Here is a 24,200-nt window from a genome sequence, read left to right as displayed (position 1 = left end):
CCACTAACTCTATTTTGACTTTAAGCGATCGTCCGCGCCAACAATACCGGACAAGTGGCATTGACTCGAACATAGTCAGACAAGGAAGATCCGATAAGCCGGTCTATATCAACAAAACTCTTAGCGATGGATGGACGACGATCTGGAGAACCGAGCAATAATAAGTCTATATTCAACTCCTCTGCCAACCGACAAATTTCTTCACCAGGTTTGCCACTGCTGATATAAGAACGAGATTGGATGCCCTGTTTTTGAGCTTCTGCAACTGCGGCTGCTAAAACTGGATTTTTATTTGAACTAACTTCAGTGATTTCCGATTTTTTTCCGCCTAAATCTGTGGCAACATTTGCCAAAATTAACTCGCCGCCCTGAATATCTCGCAGTAAAAACAGTGCCAATTTCAAGCAGTTTTTTGCTGAATCAGAGCTGTCTATTGCTACCATAATGCGCTTAATTCTTTTGACATAAATATCATCTTTTACCAGCAACATGGGGCGAGAAGATAGCTGGAAAACATACTGACTAACTGAGTTGGATAAAATGGATTGCAGCCGCTTAAGTCCCCGTGAACCCATAATAATCAAGTCAGCGTCGATTTCATCAGCTACTTGGCAAACAACATCTTTCGGATCGCCTTCGCGCAAAATTGAAGAAACCTGGCTAGGATCTAAGTTCAAAGTTTGAATGGCATTAGCTAAAATTTTACCGCCATTTTCCCATTTAGCTGTCATGGTAGCAGCAGTGTTTTGTGCCTGAACAACATGCAAAATCGTTACTTTTGCAGATTGAATTGAAGGAATTTCTTTCAGGGTTTTGAGCATTTCTTCTGCGTGTCCCAATCCCGATACAGCCAGCAAAATTTTTTCTATCATTTTACGTGATTGTTGTTAAATTTACTTTAGTTGTCGCTGTTATTACTTGGCTAAGGTCAGATTTTTACTGCCTTGCTCAACAACCTAGTTAGTAACTTGGCACAAATAAACTTTCTTTTTTAGTATTTAACACTCAAACAAATGACAAAGTACAAAAAGCTCAACAAATGTTTAAGTTCATTTGCACCTATTTACTTAAAAATGATCAACTAAACTTTAATTATTAAGCATAGTCTCAATTTAGCTTGGATAACTTAATCAATTATGATGTTAGTTATCATTTTTTATCTATATTCACTTTTTTTAATTAGAAGTTAGTTAAGTATTGCAAAGAAATGCCAAAATAACTCTTCAAAAAGATTTATTTACTGTAAGCCGATACGATTTAGTTAAGGAAATTTATTTGTTGAGGTACTATAAATACCTCTCCCTGGTTTTACTACGTAAAACCGTCCCTCTCCGACTCGGAGAGGGAAAGACTTGAACTTTAGTTGGACTCAGGGAGGGTTTATCGAACTTCCCTTAACTTAGATGCGCTCCTGGTTGTCCGTTTTGGACTACAAAGGAAGCTAGGGTTTTGACAGAAGCATTCAAGTCAATAATGCTTGATACAACACGGTAGTCACTTTGCCAGCGTTGTGGGGTAAGGTTGCACCGGACGTATCCCCGAAAGGCTCCATCAAAAAACTTAGTATGGGGATTGTTGGGTAGGGAAGCTTGAACTGGAGCGATGAATTGGGCGGGAAAGTCAGACGTAATTGAGGTTCCTACAAACTCTGTGCTTACCGTCGCTGAGTTTGGATTATTAAAATCAAGCTTTAGATCATGTACCCAACTAGAGTGGATATCTCCGGTAATCACCACTGGATTAGAAGGTTGGCGCTGGTTTAGAAAACTCAAGAGCCGATTACGTTCAGCTACGTAGCCGTCCCATTGATCTAAATTGAAGACACCCGAACCTGGACTACCATTAAAATTGTACTCGGCTAGCATAGTTTGTTGAGCAATCACATTCCAGCGCGATCGCGACTGATCTAACCCTTTTCGTAGCCACTGCTCTTGTTCTGAGCCAGTCATCGTAGCATTTGTATCAAAAGCTTCAGGACAGCGAGGTTTAAGTCCGTCATCACAAGGTTGGTTAGTGCGGTATTGCCTCGTGTCTAGTACATTAAACTCAGCTAAATTACCGAAAGTGAACCGTCGATAAAGCAACATATCTGGGCCCTTGGGCAATGAAGACTGACGTAGGGGCATATGTTCGTAGTAAGCCTGGTATGCATTGGCTCGTCGCTTCCTAAAAGCCTCTTGGGTTTGGTCATCTTCAGGGATTAAGTCGGCATAATTATTGTCAACTTCATGATCATCCCAAGTGACAATCCAGGGAAAAGCAGCATGAGCAGCTTGGAGATTCGGGTCAGTTTTGTACAGGGCGTGGCGATCGCGGTAGTCATTAAGAGTAATGATTTCTGGACTGTTATGCTGACGTGGCCCACCAGATTCTGGCCCGTATTCGTAAATGTAATCACCTAGATGAACCACAAGGTCGAGATTTTCATCAGCCAAATGCCGATAAGCTGTATAGTACCCATTTTGCCAGTCTTGACAGGAGACAAAAGCAAAATTAAGTTGTGAGATAGAGCCATAAAATGCTGGTGCTGTGCGAGTCCGCCCAATGGGGCTAACTTCCCTACCTGTTTGAAATTGATACCAGTACCAACGGTTAGGGTCTAACCCACGCACATCAACGTGGACTGAGTGGGCTAACTCTGGTGTTGCCAGCACTGTTCCTCGCCGCACCACCTGTCTCATATTTTCATCAAGGGCAACTTGCCACCGTACTGGGACATTTACCAATGGCATTCCACCTCCAGAGAGTGGATTTGGAGCCAGTCGTGTCCAGATAACAACACCATCTGGCAAAGGATCACCAGAGGCAACACCAAGACTGAACGGATAGTCAGAAAACCTTGAGTTAGCCAATACCGGATGCCATTGGCTAGCGATTGTTAACCCCGTTAAGAATCCTGCACCCAACAAAAAACTCCGCCGTTTGCAACGATTTGCTAGCAGGTGCTTACCATCCATAAGTTCCATATTCACCCCTACCTAGATGTAAATACAGTTTGGCATTCAGGAGGGTCAGTTGTGAAAAGCACAAATATAGCGGTTCTCAGTTGTGTGCAATATACTTTGATCTCACTTCCATTCCTCTCTCCTTTTAGGAGAGAGGCTTTGAATCATACTCCCCAACGCTCGCTCTTAAGGGGCTGGGGGTTAGGTCTGTATTTAACTCAACCCAGAAGCGCTATAGTGGCTTGATTTGACTTGTCTCCTAATTGCTGCTCAACCAAACACAAGGAAGCTACCAAATTAGGATCAAGCAGAAATTAAGATTTTGTTAAGTTTAAAATTTGGATTGGGGTATTGGGACTGAGAGAATTTTGTGGGGGATTTAGACCCCAACTGAAACAGAACTGCTGCTACAGCACTCTTGTCAAACCCTCTTCTAATTACGAATTATTTAAAACCTGCCATTCCCTTGAACAATGTGCTTAACGGTAGTCAAGGTTTCCAGGCTGATAAATCCCCGACGATGACCTTTTTGGTTAGACATGCCAAGAAACACTGAATCTCCCCGCGAGGGATTACGGGAAAAACGCGGGGAAGTATTGATGTAGGTAGAGGCACTGTTAACTCCTAAAGCAAACTGCCGACTTTCCTGATAGGATTCAGTAACGATAGAGTCGGCATGACCACTACTGTGTTCATTAATCCAGGCGATCGCACCCTCTAAGCTATCCACCAATTTAAAAGCTACTGTTTTAGTTAAATAAGGGTTTCCCCATTCGCTTTCCTTCACGAGCTGCAACTGGGGAAAGGCTTCTACTAATTCTGCATCTCCTTTAATTTCAAAGCCTTTTTCCATTAAGCTGTTCCACAGAACTGCCAAGGAGGATGGTAAAGCTTGGCGATGAATAAGTACTTTTTCAATGGCATTAACTTGGTCTGGTTCGCTCTGATGGCTATCAAGAATTATCCAGCGCACCATTTCTAAGCTGCTATTGAGCGACCAGTAGAGATAACAATTACCCATTGCTGACTTTAAGACTGGGCAAGTAGACTGCCGTACTACCTGCTGTACCAAGCTGGAACGTCCATAGGGAATCACTAGATTCAGGTACTGGTCTTGGGTAACTAAATCCCGAATTGAAGCACCATGTTCTGCTGTGATCAGTTCTAGACAGCCTGTAGGTAAACCAACTTGGGCGATCGCACTTTGGATTACTTCAGCAATGACCGCGTTAGAATGGCTAGCTTCAGTACTGCCTTTGAGAATGATACTATTGCCAGTTTTGATACAAAAACCTGCTGCGATCGCCCCTAAATCTGGAAACGCTTCATAAATAAATCCAATCACTCCCAAAGGCATTAGCTGGGTGTAACTTTGAGAATCTTCCAGTTGATAATCAGCAGTTCTGACGCGCCGCAGTGGATCTGATAATTCCCCCAACCGTTGTAAAATCTCTACAGTCATCTCTAGCCTTCTGGGAGTCAGCTTTAGCCAGTCTAGTATCAACTCTGGCACTGCCATTTCCCGACTGGTTTCTAAATCCAAGGTATTGGCTTCTAGAATGTCGTCAAATGAGCGCTCAATGGCTTGTGCCATCGCCAGTACTGCACGGCTCCGGTCTGCTCCCTTTGTGATCCCCAGCTTTAGGGAAGCTTGATAGGCTCGTTGGGCGCTAGTAATCGGTTCGGGGTGGTCATCTAAAACTTCAACAGTCATTGAGTTAACGTCTGTAGGTAAGCCAGACCATGAGTGCTGGCAGAATAGCTAATAGCACCGCCACCATTGCCCAAGCAATGATGCTGGAACCATTTGCTAATCGCAGCGCTAATGGCAGCCATATAATCACTAGCACGAAAATAATGCCAAGTGCTATAGGCAGATAGCTTTCTCCCAAGCGGGGATGGACAACATGCCAACTATTTCCCATCCAACGCCAAGCCCGTTTGTAGGGATAGGTGGTAGAAAGTTGTTCTAGGACATGACCATTATCTTCTACTACAAAGATTTGCTGACAGCGATCGCAACCAAATGCTTCTGTCAGCGTAATCGGAATTAACTGACCCCGGCGACGACAGGGACAGGGGTATTCATTGTTGAAATCTATTTTTTCGGGTTTTTGAGATTGCACAAGCGTTATAGTAACTTGAGCGTGTTTTACACGAACTACGACAATATAATCTTTATGGTAAATGCCTTAGAGGCTTCTGCTATTAAAGATTGCTCTCTTTATAAAGATCGGTTGGCGATGCAAATATCACCATGATTGCAAGCAGTAGATGCAGCAAACTCTAAGTATCCTAATTTTCAATCAGTACGGGGCTTTCTGTTTGTAGTCTTTCCCCGGATCTGACAATCTTATTTAAAATTTCCTTCTACTAAATAAAATCTAGACAAAGCTAGATATTAGTTGACATTTCAATGGGAGCATGGAAGTAGTTATCCCTTAACGCCCAGACATGACTCAACTATCCGTGCATATGAATTCCCCCATAATTTGAACAAGTTTTACTAGATGCGTAAAATCTATCTACGAATACGACAGTTCCACCATATCTAAATTACTTTATATTTTACCTGTCTATGAAATTCATAAAAGTTGGCATTACTAACAATATTGATAACAATTCACAAGAGTACAGCGTGAATCGCCAAAAAGTTCAATCGACCAACCCAAAAAATGATGGGTGAAGGCAAGTAAGGAGATTAGGGGAAGCATGGGAAGCAGGGGAAGAAAAGAACTTGATTTTCTTACCATAAACTCAGCAAAATTCCCTTGCCAGACCACTAAAAACACTAAACCTCTTGAACTTAAAATTTCAAGAGGTCTTAGTTGGAAGCGGGTGACGCGATTCGAACGCGCGACATTCACCTTGGCAAGGTGACGCTCTACCACTGAGCTACACCCGCAATCAATTGCCATATATCAATATCTCAGATTTATCCCTAATTGTCAACTCCTTTTTTTAGTCATTTGTCATTAGTGAATAACAAAGGACAAATGACTAATGACACGCCCTAACCTAGTTCTTCTGACTCCGCAGTTAAATTGCCTATGCTGGCGCTTTGAAAAGAAGCTGGCAAAGACTGGCTATTACGAGAATATGGCTCTGCTAGGTTAGAACGCAGTTGCCGCATGAGGCTTGCCATTTCTAAGGCATTCAGGGCATAATCCCAGCCATGATTACCTTTGATGCCTGCCCGTTCTAAGGCTTGTTGCATAGTGTCTACTGTCAAAATGCCAAAAATTACTGGCACTCCAGTTTGAAAGCTAGCGGCGGCAATGCCTTTAGAAACTTCGGCGGATACATAATCAAAATGGGGTGTTTGTCCTCGAATAACTGCACCTAGACAAATTACAGCATCATAACGATGGGAAAGTGCTAGTTGGCGAGCTACTAAAGGTACCTCAAAACTTCCCGGAACCCAAACATAGTCTACCTGATTACCTTGGGGGTTAGGATCTACACCGTGGCGTTTCAAGCAATCTTGACATCCTTCTAACAGCTTTCCGGTAACTAGGTCATTAAATCGACCAATCACCACTGCAAACCGCAAAGGCTCCGTTTGGGTAAAAGTTCCCTCGAAAACTGCCATGACTGCCTCTTAATCAACTATAGTTCTGACCAATATACATTTCTTATTTAAATGTAGAGGAGCAGGAAAGCACGGTTAAAAAAAGGAAATCGGAAAAAATTTCTCCTTTTCTCCTTTGGTCTTTGACCTTGGCTTTTCTGCTCCTCTAGTTCTTATATTATGTGCCTGCGCCAGAGTGAAGCCGTCGCCTACACGACAAAAAAGTTTAACAAACCAACTAAAAATACCAAACCAATCCAGGCGGCGGAACCAACCCAGAGCAGTTTTTTAGATTCAACCCAATTTTGGGGAGTGGCGTAAGCTACGGGAACGCCAACAACCAGGACAAAAGACAATAGAACTAGGCTTATCAAAGCGAATTGGAATATTATGGTCATTTTTGCTTCTCCCAATACAGCGAAATAGTGATATGTCTTACACTAACAGTAAGGTGTACAGTGTAGGCAACGAGGGTGACTCCTGCTATTGCATAGGACATTTCCAGAAGCTCTGGTTTTATGTACCTGTGATCCCCCACGGTCAAAAATTTGATTTTTTCTTCCTTTCGTACCCCACAAATTTTACGACACAGGATGAATTGCTTATGACTTTTGCATTGATGTGTCAACCAATGGTAAATTTGCATTCTTTGAAAGGATGCCTACTCGTTTCCCGTTGTCCAACGTTTCACGTAGGTTTGCCAGAGGGCAGTAAGCGAGGTGTATCAATGACCGTGGTGGCGAGTAACTACTTAAATCATACAACGCCGCAATCATGTATTTCAGAATATTTGACAATTAAGGCGCTGACTCTGAGGGTTAAAGGGTGAGGCCTCTGTCAATTTTACCTCAAGGGCAACACTGATACTTTTTTCTTATTTTTCAGTTACCAAAAATTACAATATTTTAGTCGTTCGTCCTTTGTCTAAGCACCAATGACCAATGGCTCTTAATACTATGGATTTAATTCTTTGCCACACAACAGCAGATTTTGACGCACTAGGGGCTGCCGTAGGGTTAACGCGCTTACTACCGGGAAGTAAGATTGTGCTGAGTGGCGGTTCTCACCCTCCTGTAAGAGATTTTTTAGCATTGCATCGGGATGAATATCCCCTAATTGAACGCCGTTCGGTGAATCCAGAAAAAATTCGTTCTCTGACTGTGGTGGATACGCAACAGCGCGATCGCTTGGGTAAAGCTGCTGAGTGGTTAGATTTAGCCCATATTAGAGAGATTATAATTTATGACCATCACTTAGGACAAGAATCAAATATTCCGGCTACCGAATCATATATTTCCTCAGTAGGAGCAACTACAACTTTAATCGTTGAGCAATTGCAACAACAGGAAATTTCCCTAACTGCTGCCGAAGCAACTGTGATGGCCTTGGGTATCCACGTTGACACTGGCTCTTTGACTTATGACCAGTCCACACCACGGGATGCCCTAGCTTTGGCTTGGTTAATGCAACAAGGTGCGAGTTTATCGGTAATTTCCACCTACCGTGACCCTGGTTTGTCTGTGCAATTGCAGCAGTTATTAACTGAATCGCTGGAAAATTTAGAATATCTTTCTCTACATGGATATACGGTTGCTTGGGTAACTCTAAAAACTAAAAATTTTGTGCCTGGGTTATCGAGTTTGGCATCGGAACTTGTGGAATTAACTGAAATTGATGCCCTACTGTTGGCTAATGAATATGCTTTAGATGAAAGTGATTCACGCTTAACTGTAATTGGGCGATCGCACATTCCCAAAACGAATCTTAACGTATTATTCCAACTTCTAGGCGGCGGCGGTCATTCACAAGCCGCATCGCTAAACTTAAGAGGAGTTGATTCAGAGGCAATATTAAAACAACTCCTTGACGGGGTAAAAGCACAAATTCCCCATCCCCTCACCGCTAGGGACTTAATGTCCTCTCCTGTCCGCACGATTCTGCCTGAAACCACAATTGCCGAAGCCCAGCGCATTTTATTACGCTATGGGCACTCTGGTTTATCTGTAGTCGATGCCCAAGGCCAACTAGTAGGTATTATTTCGCGGCGGGATATTGATATTGCCCTGCACCACGGATTTAGTCATGCGCCAGTCAAAGGTTACATGACCACAAATCTTAAAACGATCGCACCAGATACAACACTGCCACAAATTGAGTCGCTGATGGTGACTTATGATATCGGACGCTTACCAGTATTGGAGAATGAACAGTTAGTTGGTTTGGTCACTCGCACTGATGTCTTGCGGGAATTACATCAAGAAAGGGATGAAGACGAAGAAGGACAAGAATTCAAAAATCAAAATGACGCTAACGCTACGCTAACGAAATTCAAAATTCCTCTTAGCACTGAGTTGCAAAATCGCGTTGCACCGCAATTGTGGCAATTACTCACCACAGCATCACAAGAGGCAGAAAAACGGGGTTGGCATCTATATCTTGTCGGAGGAGCAGTGCGGGATTTACTGTTGGCTGATGCAACATCAGGCACTTTGATGATTAAGGATATTGATTTTGTGGTTGATGGCTTTCACAAATCAGCAGATGTTGGTGCTGGTGTGGAACTAGCAAAGGCACTCCAACAACTTTACCCTGCCGCCCGCTTAGAAGTCCACGGGGCTTTTCAAACTGCGGCTTTGTTGTGGCACAAAGATCCAGAATTAGATTCTCTTTGGGTAGATATTGCCACCGCTAGAACAGAATTTTATCCTTATCCAGCAGCCAATCCAGAAGTTGAGGCGAGTTCTATTCGTCAAGACTTGTACCGTCGAGATTTTAGCATCAATGCCCTTGCTTTGCGCCTCACTACTCCCCGTGCTGGTGAATTACTCGATTTCTTTGGCGGATTACTAGATTTACAAGCTAGGCAAATTCGGGTTTTACACCCCAACAGCTTTATCGAAGACCCCACCCGGATTTATCGTGGCGTGCGCTTTGCTGTGCGGTTCGGATTTCAGATAGAACCGCAAACTGAAGAGTTTATCCGCTATGCCATCAACAGTGGCGTTTACGATCGCACTTCCCAAGAGAATAGCAAAACTCCAGCCCTGCAAACTCGGCTGAAAACAGAATTAAAACACATTTTAGAAGCCCCCTACTGGAAATCGGCTTTGCAGTTACTCGATAATTTAGGGGCATTGCAATGTATCCATCCTACCCTCAAACTAGACGCAGAACTCCTGCGACAACTACGTTTGCTAGAACGCTGCTTGCGGCGATTTGATGCTGAACAAATTCTCATTCACTGGCAAATGCGTTTAGAAACGTTAATCGCCTGCCTAGCACCACAATATCGCGCAAAAGTAGCAAAAAATCTGCAACTCCAAGAGGATAGCATTGCTAGGTTGAACAACTTAGCTCAAGCGCAAAGTCAGGTGATGACACTATTACCAACTTTGCAACGCCCCAGTCAAGTAGTGCAGTTGCTGCGACAGTACGATTTACCAATGCTGATTTTAATTGCTTTGCAAAGTCCGCGAGAGATTAGACATCAAATTTGGAAATATTTAACTGTTTGGACTAATGTGCAGCCACTATTAAATGGCAATGATTTAAAGAAACTTGGTTACAAACCAGGGCCCCGGTATCGGCAAATATTAGATGATATAGTTGCTGCTACCTTAGATGGAGTGATTAAAGATAGGGCTGAAGCTGAAGAGTTTTTAGCACAATACTATCCTAAATGAATTAGTGAAGCGATCGCAGTAATCTAAATTGTATCTGGATCGATATTCAACTCTCGCAATTTTGCTGCCAAACGTTCTGCCTTTTGTTCTGCTTGTTCTGCCTTTTGTTCTGCTTGTTCTGCCTTTTGTTCTGCTTGTTCTGCCTTTTGTTCTGCTTGTTCTGCCTTTTGTTCTGCTTGTCCTGCCTTTTGTTCTGCTTGTCCTGCCTTTTGTTCTGCTTGTTCCGCCGTTTCTTCAGGTGTTGCTACTAGTTGTCCATCTCGTGTAAAAAACCGTAATAAACCTTCATGGACTCCCAAATATAACCCTAATTGCTGACTCCATAAATATCCTTGTTCACTTGCTTGTAGAGGTTGATATTCTCCATCTACTAAATGAAATCCCGCAAATTCTTGTGTGTAAGGGTCGAACCAAAAATAATCCAACGTGCGGAAAGTATTTTGATAAATTTCTTTTTTTAGACCTTTATCAGTATTAGCTGTTGAGTCAGACAAAATTTCTAGAATTACATTCGGATATTTGCCATCTTCTTCCCACACTACCCAACTTTTGCGAGTTTTACGTTCAGTTCCTAAAACTACAAAAAAGTCTGGACCTCGAAAGTATTCTGATTTGCGTTGGTGTGGACTGTAATAGATAGTCAGATTTCCCGCCGCATAGAAATCATTTCTATCTCGCCACAACCATTCCAGACATATTAAAAGTAGGATTATTTGCCGTAAATGCAGTTCGCTTTCCAAGGGAGGTTCATCACTATATAGATCGCCAGCTGGAAATATAACATCTTGGCAGATGCCTTCTTGAGAATCTAATTCTTGAGCTATGGTCATAGAATGGATACGGCATCAAGTAGTTATGAATTTATTTTAGCAGTGTTGTAGTTAGCGATCGCGTAGCATCCCGTAAGTAATCGCACTCGTTTAGACTATCTAAATTGTATCTGGATCGATATTTAATTCACGTAACTTGGCTGCTAAACGCTCTGTTTTTTCTTGTGCTTGTGCGGCGATTTTTTGTGCTTGTGCGGCCGTTTCTTCTAGTGTCGGTACTAATTCTCTATCAGGTGTAAACCAACGCAATAAACCCCGATAAATTCCCAAATATAACCCTAATTGTTGACTCCATAAATATCCTTCTGCATTCGCTTGTAGAGGCTGATATTCTCCATCTAGTAAATGAAATCCCGCGAATTCTAATGTGTATGGATCAAACCAAAAATAATCGGGTGTTCGGAAAATATTTTGATAAATTGTTTTCTTTAAACCTTTGTCTGTCTTCGCTGTTGACTCCGACAAAACTTCGATAATTACGTTGGGATATTTGCCTTCTTCTTCCCAAACTACCCAACTTTTTCGGGTTTTGCGTTCGCATCCCAATACAACAAAAAAGTCTGGTCCGCGAAAGTACTCTGATTTTTTTTGGTGTGGACTGTAGTAGATAGTTAGGTTCCCCGCTGCATAAAAATCATTTCTATCTGGCCACAGCCATTCCAGGCATTGTAAAAATAACATTATTTGTCGTAGATGCAGTTCTGTTTCCAAAGGAGGTTCGTCACTATATAAATCACTTGGTGGAAATATCACATCTTTCGAGATGTCTCCTTGAGATTCTAATTCTTGGGTGATGGTCATAGAATCAATCCAGTATCAATTAATTATAGGTTAATTTTAACAGAGCTTAATTTGATTTTGATATATATAATTAACATTTTCATCAATCAGATATTGTAGTGTAATGCTTACTATTTAGCTTGTCTTTAAATTCGGATTTGGCGCGGTTTTTCTGAAAATTTCTCTTGAAATATGATGATATTCACAAAAGCGCCTCTGTGTTGAGTGGGGGTGAATTAGCAAGATTAGCGTAGGCGTAGCCCGCCGCAAGCATCGCTATGTGATCAATATTTTAGAAATCGAACTGCTGATTCTCTATGAGCCAACTAATAACCTGGATATTGAAAGAGCAAGCCTTGCAAATGACAACCTATTTACCCAATACACCAGAGCAATATTATCGAAACTTGCTGGAATGTCACGATATATGTTATTTCAAATCGATGTAGCTCTGGTTTGTGTGCCCGCAAACTCTGCCAATGCTATTCGCCAAGGCTGAAGTCGCACATTAAGTCATGTAAATCTCTAACTCCCCAGCAGAAGCCGTAAAGCATACAGGCAAGTTATAATTCTCTTGCGGATCAACGTAACAAAAATTTATGAGTAACCCACTAGTACAAGCCTTTTTCGTAGGCAGAGCAGTAGCCGAAGTAGTTAATGAGCGTTTAGAGGTCGCCTTGACCGATGCTTTGAGCGATCTGGGCAAATTTGATGCAGAAGCTAGAGAACAGTTGCGCCAGTTTACAGAAGAAGTCATAGAGCGGGCAAATCGGTCAGCAGAAGCAGCTAACGCTGGTCAATCTACCACAGGTACTGGGCAAGCCAGTTCTGATTCAGGTGACTTGCAAGCAGATATTGATGAATTACGAGCAGAAATTGCCCTGTTACGTACAGAATTGCAACATTATCGCAGAACTTCTGCATAAATATTAGTCATTAGTCATTGGTCATTCGTCAAAAATTTTGCACAAGTGACAAATGACACTTAAAAAAAACAGTTTAGGAATCAGAGTGTCTTTTCTTTCAAGTGATTCGGTTGCAAACCAACGGTACACAAAGTAATTTATGGAACAAGGTTATTCAGATAAGGCATACCGTTGGAATCGGGAAAAATACTCTAGCAGACGGCGTTTTGTGGACATTTGGTCTTTTGTCTTGACCTTATTGTTCAAACTTTGGCTATACAACAAATCTTGGAGTTATCCGGGTGGCGTGACTGAGGCAAAGCAAGCTGCAAGACGCAAAACCCAAGCGGTTTGGATTCGCAATACCCTGCTAGATTTAGGGCCAACCTTCATCAAAGTAGGGCAGCTGTTTTCTACCCGCGCTGATATATTCCCTGTTGAATATGTAGACGAACTAGCCAAGTTACAAGACAAAGTACCAGCATTTAGCTATGAGCAAGTAGAAGCGACCATTGAGAAAGAACTAGGCAAAAAAATTCCTGAACTATTCCATAATTTTGAACCTATTCCTTTAGCTGCTGCTAGCTTGGGGCAAGTACACAAAGCTGTGCTGCATAGTGGGGAATCGGTTGTTGTCAAGGTGCAACGTCCTGGACTAAAAAAATTATTTGAAATAGATTTACAGATTCTCAAGGGAATTACCCGTTACTTTCAAAACCATCCCAAATGGGGACGAGGGCGAGATTGGTTAGGTATTTATGAAGAATGTTGTCGAATTCTTTGGGAAGAAATTGATTATCTCAATGAAGGTCGTAATGCTGATACCTTTCGCCGGAACTTTCGCGGCTACGATTGGGTAAATGTCCCAAAAGTGTACTGGCGTTATGCCACTTCTAGAGTCTTAACCTTAGAATATCTCCCTGGAATTAAAATTAGCCAATACGAAGCTTTAGAAGCGGCAGGTTTGGATCGAAAGGCGATCGCTCGTCAAGGCGCTCAAGCCTACTTACTACAGCTGCTCAATAGTGGCTTTTTCCACGCCGATCCTCACCCAGGCAATATTGCCATTAGTGCAACTGGTGCTTTGATATTCTACGATTTCGGCATGATGGGGCGGATTAAGTCTAACGTTCGCGAAGGACTGATGCAAACACTGTTTGGTATTGCCCAAAAAGATGGCGATCGCGTTGTTCAGTCTTTAATCGATTTAGGCGCGATCGCACCAACCGATGACATGGGCCCAGTCCGGCGTTCCGTCCAGTATATGCTGGATCATTTCATGGATAAGCCCTTTGAAAATCAATCGGTCGCGGCAATCAGTGACGACCTTTACGAAATAGCTTATAATCAGCCATTTAGATTTCCAGCAACCTTCACTTTTGTGATGCGAGCCTTTTCTACCTTAGAAGGGGTAGGCAAAGGTTTAGATCCAGAGTTTAACTTTATGGAAGTTGCCAAACCGTATGCAATGCAGCTTATGACCGATATGAATGGTTCTGAGGGAAATAGCTTTATTAACGAATTAAGTCGTCAAGCAGCTCAGGTAAGTAGTACCGCGTTTGGTCTACCACGTAGATTAGAGGATACCCTAGAGAAGCTAGAACGGGGAGACATGCGCCTGCGCGTTCGGTCTATCGAAACTGAACGCCTATTGCGCCGACAGAGCAGTATTCAGCTCTCAATAAGCTATGCTCTGTTAATCAGTGCTTTCACGCTTTCAGCTACGATCTTAGTGGTTACGAATTATGTATGGTGGGCACTAGCGCCTGGTTTAGTTGCAGCAGGGCTTTCAGTGATCATGATCAGACTACTTTTACGCCTTGACCGTTACGATCGTATGTATTAATTGTTGTACGAAAAAATTATGAAACTTAATTTCACGGGTTTTAGCGATCCGGGACTTATTCGTTCTAATAATCAGGATGCTTACTATATCGACCCAGAGGGGCGATTTTTCGTTGTTGCTGATGGCATGGGTGGTCATGCCGGAGGTGAGGAGGCAAGTCGGATTGCCACTAAAGAAATTCAAAACTATTTGGTAGCAAATTGGCAATCTCCTAAATCTTCCCAAGAATTGCTAGAGCAAGCTTTGTGGCTTGCAAATGAAGCGATTTTGCAAGATCAGCAAAATCATCCCGAACGCGCCGATATGGGTACAACGGTTGTAGCTGTGGTTTTTCGCTCCCCAGAGACACCCTGGTGCGGTCATGTTGGCGATTCCCGGCTGTATCGCTTCCGAGAGTCGCAATTAGAACAAGTAACAGAAGACCACACTTGGGTAGCACGGGCAATCAAAATTGGTGACATCACTTTAGATGAAGCGCGATCGCATCCTTTTCGTCATGTATTATCGCGCTGTTTGGGGCGTGAAGACTTGCATCAGATTGATCTGCAACCACTAGATGTCAAAATTGGCGATCGCTTGCTGTTATGTAGTGATGGTCTAACAGAAGAACTTGTCGAACAAAAGATTGCTAGCTGCCTCCAAGACACTCCTTGGCTTGATAAAGCCGCCATCTCTCTAGTTGAGGCTGCCAAAGACCACGGAGGGCACGATAATATCACAGTTGTCATCGTCTCGCTCGAAGAAAATAGTCATTAGTCATGGGTCATTGCCCAATAACAAAGGACAACTGACAAATGACTAATCCGGTAAATATACTCAGCAATTTGTTCAGCGTGAGCATTTTTCATTTTTACAATTTGATACAAATACTTTTAGCCTCAAAATTAACCTAATGAGGCTAAATTTGCATAAATTGATAAATTGACATCTTGCACGTAATCAGGTAAGACGACTATAATTCACGTTTATTACCATTTATCCCCCAACATCCTTAAAATTCCTACCCTCCAAAGCTTTCTTCATGCTAGGGGAGACAGCATCTTAGTTTTTCTGGTTTAGGAAAAACTATCGGGGGCTAAGAATCACACCTCAGCTTCTCCCCAAAGGAGAGTTGTGCAAAGCAAAAAGGACTCAGGGAGATATTTATACTTACCTTAGGCAAAACAAAGCCTATTTTCCGGAATATGGCTTAACTAACTTGGGTGGTATATCAGTAGGATTAGGTGCAAGATATCAGAGTAGAAAAAGTCCACACTTTGGATGTGGGCAATGTGTCAAACAATTGTTATCTTTCGTAATACGGAGGAAAAAATGTTGGACAGTTAGAAGCCCAATTATTATCCCATTTAGACTTCTGTAAACGATATCACCTTTACACGTTGTTTTTCGGAGTTAACTATGAACCAGCCAACGAAACTATCCTTGGAACAGCAATTCAGCATCTGCTCATTTGCTACTCAGGTGCAAAACATGAGCCACGATCAAGCTAAAGACTTTTTGGTTAAGCTCTATGAGCAAATGGTAGTGCGCGAGGCAACTTATCAAGAACTTCTTAAGCACCAGTGGGGCTTAGATTCGGGTTCCACTATGGCATAGAGTCGTTCTACTGTCGCAGTGGGCGACCTCCTTCTCTTGCTTGGTTCCAAGGAGGAAAAGAGCTGGGGATGTCGGGGCGTCAACTTCGATCACCAATTACGCAAAAGTTGGGCAAAAATTCAACTCAAAAAATTAATTAGCAATAAGTACACTTTTCGAAGACACATCTTCTACAGCCTAGACTTACTTTAATTTTGTAGTAAAAATTTACTCTTTACCTTAGCCAGCCTTGCTTTTGGTTCAGTCTACACTGTGAATCAACCTGCGTAAACTTCTAATCTACTGGAATTATTATATACACAGTAAGATTGAGAGAGAATTTAGATAGCCGTGATTCGGCAGCTAGTTTTTTCACTCTTTATACATATAACTAGAAGTTACATCTTTATATATATTTTGTTTATAAAAGTTTACATACTTTGAGTGACTACCCCTTGGCTACATCTAAAAGATGTAACATTAATAAATTATTCCTAGTTAGAAAGATCGTGTGGAGAATCTGTATCAATACTTTGCAATTTTGCGAGAATTTGAGGCTTAATCTTTTCATACTCCTTTTTGAGTACACTCTTACTAATTTGTGGATCGGCAGAGGACATCAATGTGTTGCTCATTGCGACCCACTCTTGCAGCCGTTGGCGTTGGGCAGAAGCAACGCTGGAAAGTAAGATATGGGTACAGCGATTTGGTGTTTCTCGTGCAAAGAACAACAAGCGATAGTAACCTGTATGCTGTAGTAACCGAGTAATTTCTTTACCAAGACTGGTTTTGAGATCAAGGTAGTAAGGTAACCATTTAGCGCCATGTTTGCGGTTGTAGATGACAGTAATCCATAACAGCATGGGATGGGGGATAGAAATGAAAAGAAATTGGTTATACCGGGTACAGAGTAAGCGCTTTTGAATTTCCTCTTGCGGTAGCATCACCCACAGAGCTGGTAAAACCTCTCCATTGGTATGAATGGTCTGGGGAAACACAATATCGGCAACTGGTTTATTTTCAGGCCAAGAAATAGTCCGGGCAATTTCCTCGTTTGACCAGGAAACCTGCAAATCGGCTTTTGCCTTTTGTTCAAGCTCATTGTTTACTGTAATAGCGGGAACTAGGGCATGGCTGTTTTGCTTAATTTTGCGTGTATGGTCAGGCTTTTCTAGAGATACTAAAACTCTGAGGATTTCAGCGATATTTTGGGGGCGATCGCGTGCTACTTTAGCTAGACAACTCATCACCAAATCTTCGATTTCTTTTGGTAGTTCTAATCCGGGTGCAGCCTCGGTAAAAGAACGTGGTTTTTGATAGTGATGTGTTTTATACCATGCTCCAAAAGAGTGAGTTGGTGCCACCAGTGGCATTTTGCCTGTGAGCATCTCAAACATCATGACGCCCAAACTATAAATATCAGCACGGTTGTCTAATTCTTTACCCTCCATCTGTTCGGGAGAAGAATAAGCCAATGTCCCCAAATAGAATTTTGTATGGTCGCCATCGGACTGTAATAACTTAGCAATACCAAAATCTAGAACCTTAACCAATTCTCCGAAACTGGGATCTTGAATCACCAGCATATTGCTTGGCTTGACATCACGATGGATAATTGGGCAAATATTGCCCTCAACTGGGATGCCATCATGAGCGCACTGTAACCCCAGGCTGAGTTGACGTGCCATACTTAGAAATCTTGGTAAAGGCAGTCGTTGCTTGCGAATGATATTGTTTAGGCTTTGTCCTTGTAGGTATTCCATAACGTAGAACGGGGTGTTATTGTCATCTACGCCATAGTCCATGACACGGACAATATGGATGCTTTTTTGCCCTAGCAAAGCACAGGTTTTTGCTTCTCGCTCAAAGCGGTCTTGCAATCGCATCTTTTCATTTTGGATTGATAGCGCTAGAAACTTAACCGCAACAGGTACACCTCCCAACAAAGTATCTTTAGCACGATAAACCCGACCCATTGCTCCAGTACCGATTAACTCCTGGAGTTGGTAGCGTTTGCTTAGTAAGCGACCAATGTTGGGGTCTGACATAGAGAATTTGAATCCAAAAGCAGGTTGTAAGTGTTTAGGAGGAAAAGTGCATTCCATTCCAACTGATATCTGAATTGTTGCGCCCTGAAATGATTTTCTAGGCTCATACCACAAGTCAGAAATGGAAGCTAAAAGGTAAAAAACTTATATACTAGGCTTTTTGCGATTTTGAATCGTTGGTATATTTACGCGGTGCTGTACTAGCTTGTTTCAGCCCTCTTTTAGAATATTGAAAGCATTATCTAGCAGTTTGCAACCAGGACATTTATTACAACTGGTGCAATATGTCAGATTAAACAAGCAGAAAGGGTAAATTTATAATGACGCTTTATACCATTTTGCACTTTCATTGTGGTGTAATTTTAGTTTGCCCAATTTTGACTAAATAGATAACTTTAGGATCTGACAAAAACCTTTATTAGGGAACACCACACTCGCCACAGAGTTCTAAGAGGCTGTTTGAAAAGTCCTCTTGGGGGTATCAAAAGTCCTAGATACCTCTAAAATCCTCCGATAAATCAGGGGACTTTGATTTCTGTTCCCCTCTTTTTAAGGCTAGGGGGGATCTAAAAGTGCTTAAAGTTACAGCAAAACACTTTTCAAACAACTTCTAAGAAGTTTTATTACTCAAAATCGTCCCTCTCGGAGTGGGAGAGAGACAGACTTGAATTTTGGTTTAAGGCAAAAAAAGGTTCGTCAAACTCAGATTATTTTAGTGAGCAATGACCCACAGCTTAATTAATACTTTCCTTTTACCTCCAACAAGGGTGTTCTCTGCGTTTATTTTGTTAGTATGGATAATTTAGAGATACTTATTGCTTTACCAGTTTTTTAACCTTCAGGCTCATTTTGACTACGTACAGATGGATTATTTATTTAAAAAACTATGATAGTATTAATTGGTAGTTTTTCGTTCTCTCTGTATGTTATAAGTAATGTCAAAAACTGATTTATTACCCATCACGTAGTATTGAATTCGACGGGCGATAATATTGTTCAATCGGGAAATAAAATCATAAAAGAAGCGCGGATTTTTACCCATTTCGGTCAATGCTATTAACCATTTTCCTTGCTTTAGAGGCTCTACAACTTGTAAGTAAGCTAAATGTTTTTTATAGACTGTAATATTATAAGACATAGCACGTATTAAAGCTGGATTTTTCTTCACCACATCTTGTTGCATGAAAGAATTACTAGCATTCAAATATTGATTTAAACGTGGCAATTGGCTTTTATGTACAAGAGATCCGGGGCGTGAACGGTAGAAATAATAAGGTTTTGGCTCAAGGAAAAAGCGTGCTCCTTTTATTAAACATTTCATATCAATCCAAAAATCTTGACCCATCCTAATGGCATCATCGTACTCGATGCCGTGCTTAACCAAAAATTCTCGTTTGAATAGAGGCTTGCTTATACCAAGATGCAACCCTGGTTCTCCATAGGCATCAGTTTCTACAAAATAAACGATATCAATTTGGATAATTTTATCTATACGTTCTTCACTTTCTTGAATCAATGTGCTCCAAGGAGATGTTTCGCCATCTTTGATTAAATAAAGATCGTCAGCAATCATGTCTGCATTTTTTTCATTTGCCAGTGACACGAGCTTTTCTAATCTTTCAGGAGCATACCAGTCATCTGAATCAAGCACAGCAATCCATTCTCCTTGGGCTGCTCTCAGGGCACGATTACGCGCAGCAGCAGCCCCAAGGTTTTGTTGATTCACTATTACTTTGAGACGTGGGTCAGTAAAACTTTTAACGACTTCTACAGTTTTATCACTTGAAGCATCATCGACTATAATAACTTCAATATCTGTGAGCGTTTGCTCTAAAACTGACTCTATTGCCTTCCCAATATAAGCTTCAGTATTGTAAGCAGGGATAATGACAGAGACTTTAGGATTCATGAAACTGGACTCCAGACTACACGGTTCGGTAAAAATACTAAAAGTCTAACAATAATTTGATAATTTCTTATTTAGTATACAACTCAGTAGGTTAGTGAGAATAAACAATGACTCCTTGAGGTCAAGTATGAGACATTAGTCCTTAAGCAAGCAGTGAGTGTATTGGCATTGTTTCGGTCGGCTCCCAGCTTAGACGCACAGCAGGCAGCGCTATCCTTTGGTTGACTGACGTTCTAGGCTAGCTTCCATTGTGTTAGTTAAAAAATGACCAGCTAAGATACCACTACTGAGGTAGTATCTATCTTCCGAAATTCGGTGTAGGGTTTCAAAGCCACTACGACGCTGACGATCGCCTATTACCCAGTAACGCTGCACAATAGTATCTAAACCAATCCAGCCTTCACCTTCAACCTGCCCTAAAATATTATGCTGGAGTAAAAAAGTATACTGACGCTCTCCCTCATGCAACCGCCCCTTGTATTGCAGAGAGATTTCTGAGCGATCGCTACCTGGAAATACCAACTTTGTAGCCATAGTAAACCAGTTATCTCGATTCCAAGCGACCAAGGTCATACCCTTGACGCTGATTGGCATACCATTACGTTCCAGCCAATTACCTTGCATTGCCCAGCGTCCTGGTTCTAATAAAAAAGTATGAGCCACCTTCTATATTCCCTGTCTTGATCGAGTGCCGCCAAGACTACAGTTATAGTCTGTCTTTTATTTTGTAACACTTAGTTACAAAAATCTGTCTTGATCGAGTGCGGCCAAGACTACAGTTATAGCAGTGCTAAGTTACGTTAGCGATAGCGAAGCGTTGAGCCAGTCCTGAATGAAGAAATTTTTTATCTTGTTTATTGTTCTTATGATTCAGGAGTGACTTTGGTGAATTTCTCCCAAAAGCACTTCTTGAGGTGCCCCAGTTGCAGTAGGTAGGTTACCAGGAATACCCAAATGTCGCCAGTAGGCTAAAACTGCAAAGGCGATCGCTTCTTTAAAATCTGCACTCAAACCGACTTCATCTGTAGTCAAGACTGGTATTGATGTTAACAATAACTCTAATCGACGTTTTAAATATAGATTGCGACTGCCACCGCCACATAATAATATCCTCTGTGGCATTTCCGGCAAAAAAGTGCGGTAACTATGAACAATTGAAGCAGCTGTAAGTTCTGTGAGAGTTGCCAGTATGTCGGCAGGATTGAGTTTATATGCTTGGGCATCTTTTAAACACTGATGCAGGTAAGTCACACCAAATAACTCTCGACCAGTAGATTTGGGTGGTGGCAGATGAAAATAGTCTTGGTTGAGCCATTGTTCTACCAATGGATGGCAAGGAGTACCAGTAGCTGCCCAATCGCCATTTTCATCGTAAGTTTTAGCACCAGCGCTTAAATGTTCCACCGCTAGATCCAACAGACTATTTCCTGGGCCAGTGTCCCAAGCGCGAATTTTTGAAAGCCAGTCGCCATGCCGAGGCGGAATATAAGCAACATTACCAATACCACCAATGTTTTGAATACAGCGCCTCTCCTGGGGATGACTAAGTACATAGGCATCTACTTTGGGCACGAGGGGCGCACCATGACCACCAATAGCGATATCAGCAACGCGAAAGTTGCTCACCGTTGTAATGCTCGTAATATGGGTGATTAATTCACCGCGCCCTAATTGGAGACTATAACCTAGTGGGGAGTGGGGAGTAGTTTTGTTTCCTGTTCCCCTATCCGCAGGTGGCCGGTGATAAACTGTTTGACCGTGGGAGCCAATGAGAGTGGCTGGCTGATGGCCAATTTGAATATTTTGGGCGGCTTGGGCAAAGACTTGAGCGATCGCATCATCTATTTCTGCCAATTCTGCCATTGAGATGGCAACGCCAGCACCAACTGCCAATATTCTTTCTCTAAGTTCAGCTGGATAAGGATATGTTGCCCCAGCCAGCAACGCAATTTTGAGATCCAATTCTGTACCGGAAATCTCTACTAACGCAGCATCTATACCATCTACGGATGTGCCACTAATCAAACCGATAACGCGAGTAGAAACAGCAACTTCTTCAGTCGGATGCATTGATAAAAATTCTTTTGTTGATTGTAAGAGGTAGTTCAATTCATGTTACTACGCATTTCAAAAAAACTAAGGTGGTATAGTTTGCTGGATAAAAACCTAACTTTTCACGTTATATGGAAAAGTTCACAAAAACCTAACCCCCTTCTCGTGTCGCTAAGGGGGAAAATTCAAAGTCTCTCTCCTAAAAGAGGCTACGGCATACACACATATTTCTAGAACGTTTTGCTACCAACAGCAGGAATTTTCAAACATCCTCTAAGATTTGCGGGGCTTTTTGTCTCGCGAATTGTTAACTATTGAAGTTAGACTTTAGTCTATTTCCAGTCATTATCTGCTTGTGAAAGCACATAAGCAGTTACATCTTCAATCTGGTTAGGTTTTAAACGATTGCCAAAAGCAGGCATGGCATTTTTACCTTTTGTAACTTGAGCGATAATCGCTTCCTCTGAATACATACCATACTTTTCTAAAGCGTCCTTCTTCAGATTCTTCGGAGCTTGAACCAGATTTTTACCTCCTGCATGACAAGAGGCACAATTAGCACTAAATACTTTAGCTCCACTAACAGCATCTCCTGCCAAAGCCGGACTACTGAAGGCAAAGGTGAAGATTGCTATGCCTAACAGCATCACTGTAATAATTTTTTTCATTTCATTTTCTCTCTGCAATAACGGCTTATTCGCTGCAATATTCTTCATAATTGTCAGTTGAGGCGCTGCTATAGTCAAATGACAAGCTGTCAAACTTTGCTATCAAGTTTTTGGATTTTGAATATTCAGGGTTTTAGATTTAGCTTTATTAGCATAGAGTCATATCTGGCGACAAGCTGCTTTGTATCTACGCTAATAATAAAAGTGCAAATTTATAGAAAATTTAATACTTTATAACCAATAAATAATAGGTGTTTAAGGATGAAATATTCAAGATGAAAATTGTCCTGCTTCATCCTTTATATTCATCCTTTGTTCTTTAGTTGACAGCCCCTAACCGGGTAAGCCCATCTTCTGTAACACGACAAATCCGCCAATCATCTAATATAGACGCTCCCATACTACGGTAGAATTCTTGGGCTGATTCGTTCCAATCCAACACACTCCACTCTAACCGCCCACAATCACGTTCTACGGCTATCTGGGCTACTTTACTTAAGAGAGCCTTTCCAATACCTTGCCTGCGATATTCTGGTAAAACAAATAAGTCTTCCAGATAAATTCCTGGCTTGGTCAAAAATGTTGAATAATTATGGAAAAACAGGGCAAAACCAACAGCTTGACCCGCAGATTCTGCTAAAATCGCTTCTATATATTTGTGCGAACCAAATAAATGTTCCTTAAGTTCGAGGGCATTACCAGTGACAGCGTGAGATAATTTTTCATACTCAGCCAGCCCCTGAATTAATTTAAATAGTATGCTGTGATCAGTTGGTTCCGCAAAACGCACAATCAAATTGCTACGCGAAGTCATTAGTCTATAGTCTATAGTTCATAGTCTATAGTCTATAAGTAACTGTGCAATTTTTTTGAGTAATGACCAAAGAAAAGCCAAAAAAAGCTACCAAACACCCGGTTTTGCAATTTGCAATAGGTGAAGCTCAAGAAATATGCAGATACAAGCTCTTTAAATCGGTTAAGAATGTAGATTTAATAACAGAGCAAGTTTTTTAGGGTGTATTGTTGCCAAAAGTATGGTACCATCCTAAATTTTAGTTGCGCTATGACAAATGCCCACAACACAACGCTAGTTGCAACAAGCGATAGCGCAGCTTAAAGCCTTCTCTTCTGTTTATAGCCCTTCTCCTAAAGGAAACACCACGCAAATGGGCATCCTATGGCATCTGCTAGCCTCTCCCTTTGGGATTAATGGGAGACACTACGCATAGCTTGCTTACAGGGGTGCCCTAACCGCATAGCAACTCTTAGAGACGCTACACGTACCTTAGAGACCATTTATAAAGTAAATCTTTAGACGGCTAGACGACGTAGCATAATTCGAGTCATAACGGCATATATGGCAGCCTCACTCATTTCAGTCAGACGTT

General features: G+C 41.8%; 20 protein-coding genes and 1 tRNA gene. 6 read left to right on the top strand and 15 right to left on the bottom strand.

The features are described 5' to 3' along the window. Positions 1 to 20 precede the first annotated feature (20 nt). From H6G26_RS25975 to psbZ, 7 genes are all read right to left on the bottom strand, one after another. Positions 21 to 872, bottom strand: a complete 852-nt coding sequence (locus H6G26_RS25975; RefSeq protein WP_190732581.1) for a universal stress protein — start codon at positions 870 to 872, stop codon at positions 21 to 23. 522 nt (positions 873 to 1,394) lie between these two features. Continuing rightward, positions 1,395 to 2,966 carry an alkaline phosphatase gene (locus H6G26_RS25970; RefSeq protein WP_190732579.1) on the bottom strand — a complete coding sequence of 524 codons (1,572 nt, stop codon included), beginning with the start codon at positions 2,964 to 2,966 and terminating at the stop codon, positions 1,395 to 1,397. A gap of 427 nt (positions 2,967 to 3,393) precedes the next feature. Beyond that, positions 3,394 to 4,659 (bottom strand): glutamate-5-semialdehyde dehydrogenase, encoded by a 1,266-nt coding sequence (locus H6G26_RS25965; RefSeq protein ID WP_190732578.1) that lies wholly within the window; start codon positions 4,657 to 4,659, stop codon positions 3,394 to 3,396. 4 nt (positions 4,660 to 4,663) lie between these two features. After that, the gene (locus H6G26_RS25960) at positions 4,664 to 5,071 is read right to left on the bottom strand and encodes a hypothetical protein (protein ID WP_190732576.1); all 408 of its coding nucleotides are present in this window, start codon (positions 5,069 to 5,071) and stop codon (positions 4,664 to 4,666) included. A gap of 707 nt (positions 5,072 to 5,778) precedes the next feature. Next, positions 5,779 to 5,850, bottom strand: a tRNA-Gly gene (locus H6G26_RS25955). A 108-nt stretch (positions 5,851 to 5,958) separates the two neighbouring features. Further along, positions 5,959 to 6,537: a 6,7-dimethyl-8-ribityllumazine synthase gene (gene ribH, locus H6G26_RS25950; RefSeq protein ID WP_094346524.1), complete on the bottom strand. Its 579-nt coding sequence runs from the start codon at positions 6,535 to 6,537 to the stop codon at positions 5,959 to 5,961. 188 nt (positions 6,538 to 6,725) lie between these two features. Then, positions 6,726 to 6,914 carry a photosystem II reaction center protein PsbZ gene (psbZ, locus tag H6G26_RS25945; protein WP_100901500.1) on the bottom strand — a complete coding sequence of 63 codons (189 nt, stop codon included), beginning with the start codon at positions 6,912 to 6,914 and terminating at the stop codon, positions 6,726 to 6,728. A gap of 558 nt (positions 6,915 to 7,472) precedes the next feature. Here psbZ and H6G26_RS25940 point away from each other — a divergent pair. Further along, positions 7,473 to 10,199, top strand: coding sequence for a CBS domain-containing protein (locus H6G26_RS25940; RefSeq protein WP_190732617.1), 2,727 nt, complete (start codon positions 7,473 to 7,475; stop codon positions 10,197 to 10,199). Positions 10,200 to 10,222: 23 nt separating this feature from the next. On the opposite strand, the gene H6G26_RS25935 is transcribed toward H6G26_RS25940, so the two are convergent. Beyond that, entirely contained in the window at positions 10,223 to 11,029 is an 807-nt protein-coding gene (locus H6G26_RS25935; RefSeq protein WP_190732574.1) for a Uma2 family endonuclease, read from the bottom strand. A 99-nt stretch (positions 11,030 to 11,128) separates the two neighbouring features. Then, complete coding sequence (locus tag H6G26_RS25930) at positions 11,129 to 11,830, bottom strand: Uma2 family endonuclease (protein ID WP_190732572.1); 702 nt, start codon at positions 11,828 to 11,830, stop codon at positions 11,129 to 11,131. Between the two features lie 259 nt (positions 11,831 to 12,089). Here H6G26_RS25930 and H6G26_RS42820 point away from each other — a divergent pair, with 259 nt between their 5' ends. The 5 genes from H6G26_RS42820 to H6G26_RS25905 all read left to right on the top strand — a co-directional run bounded on the left by H6G26_RS42820 (position 12,090) and on the right by H6G26_RS25905 (position 16,156). Next, on the top strand, positions 12,090 to 12,308 hold the full coding sequence (locus tag H6G26_RS42820) for a hypothetical protein (protein ID WP_242053873.1): 219 nt from the start codon (positions 12,090 to 12,092) through the stop codon (positions 12,306 to 12,308). 100 nt (positions 12,309 to 12,408) lie between these two features. Continuing rightward, complete coding sequence (locus H6G26_RS25920; protein ID WP_190732570.1) at positions 12,409 to 12,735, top strand: DUF6825 family protein; 327 nt, start codon at positions 12,409 to 12,411, stop codon at positions 12,733 to 12,735. 139 nt (positions 12,736 to 12,874) lie between these two features. Continuing rightward, positions 12,875 to 14,560, top strand: a complete 1,686-nt coding sequence (locus tag H6G26_RS25915) for an AarF/ABC1/UbiB kinase family protein (protein WP_190732568.1) — start codon at positions 12,875 to 12,877, stop codon at positions 14,558 to 14,560. Positions 14,561 to 14,578: 18 nt separating this feature from the next. Then, positions 14,579 to 15,316: a Stp1/IreP family PP2C-type Ser/Thr phosphatase gene (locus H6G26_RS25910; protein ID WP_190732566.1), complete on the top strand. Its 738-nt coding sequence runs from the start codon at positions 14,579 to 14,581 to the stop codon at positions 15,314 to 15,316. A 642-nt stretch (positions 15,317 to 15,958) separates the two neighbouring features. Next, complete coding sequence (locus tag H6G26_RS25905; RefSeq protein ID WP_190732564.1) at positions 15,959 to 16,156, top strand: NblA/ycf18 family protein; 198 nt, start codon at positions 15,959 to 15,961, stop codon at positions 16,154 to 16,156. 473 nt (positions 16,157 to 16,629) lie between these two features. On the opposite strand, the gene H6G26_RS25900 is transcribed toward H6G26_RS25905, so the two are convergent. The 6 genes from H6G26_RS25900 to H6G26_RS25875 all read right to left on the bottom strand — a co-directional run bounded on the left by H6G26_RS25900 (position 16,630) and on the right by H6G26_RS25875 (position 23,626). Then, complete coding sequence (locus H6G26_RS25900; RefSeq protein ID WP_190732562.1) at positions 16,630 to 18,183, bottom strand: serine/threonine-protein kinase; 1,554 nt, start codon at positions 18,181 to 18,183, stop codon at positions 16,630 to 16,632. 895 nt (positions 18,184 to 19,078) lie between these two features. Beyond that, complete coding sequence (locus H6G26_RS25895) at positions 19,079 to 20,092, bottom strand: glycosyltransferase family 2 protein (RefSeq protein ID WP_190732560.1); 1,014 nt, start codon at positions 20,090 to 20,092, stop codon at positions 19,079 to 19,081. A gap of 210 nt (positions 20,093 to 20,302) precedes the next feature. After that, positions 20,303 to 20,755 carry a hypothetical protein gene (locus H6G26_RS25890; RefSeq protein WP_190732558.1) on the bottom strand — a complete coding sequence of 151 codons (453 nt, stop codon included), beginning with the start codon at positions 20,753 to 20,755 and terminating at the stop codon, positions 20,303 to 20,305. A 207-nt stretch (positions 20,756 to 20,962) separates the two neighbouring features. Continuing rightward, positions 20,963 to 22,162, bottom strand: coding sequence for an anhydro-N-acetylmuramic acid kinase (locus H6G26_RS25885; protein WP_190732556.1), 1,200 nt, complete (start codon positions 22,160 to 22,162; stop codon positions 20,963 to 20,965). Positions 22,163 to 22,476: 314 nt separating this feature from the next. Further along, positions 22,477 to 22,812: a cytochrome c6 PetJ gene (gene petJ, locus H6G26_RS25880; protein ID WP_190732610.1), complete on the bottom strand. Its 336-nt coding sequence runs from the start codon at positions 22,810 to 22,812 to the stop codon at positions 22,477 to 22,479. Positions 22,813 to 23,131: 319 nt separating this feature from the next. Then, positions 23,132 to 23,626, bottom strand: a complete 495-nt coding sequence (locus H6G26_RS25875) for a GNAT family N-acetyltransferase (protein ID WP_190732554.1) — start codon at positions 23,624 to 23,626, stop codon at positions 23,132 to 23,134. Positions 23,627 to 24,200: the final 574 nt, after the last annotated feature.

The sequence above is a fragment of the Nostoc sp. FACHB-888 genome, assembly GCF_014696655.1.
Lineage (GTDB): Bacteria > Cyanobacteriota > Cyanobacteriia > Cyanobacteriales > Nostocaceae > Nostoc.
The sequence above is the reverse complement of the archived record's forward strand: the minus strand, read 5'-3'. Positions and strand labels throughout refer to the sequence as shown.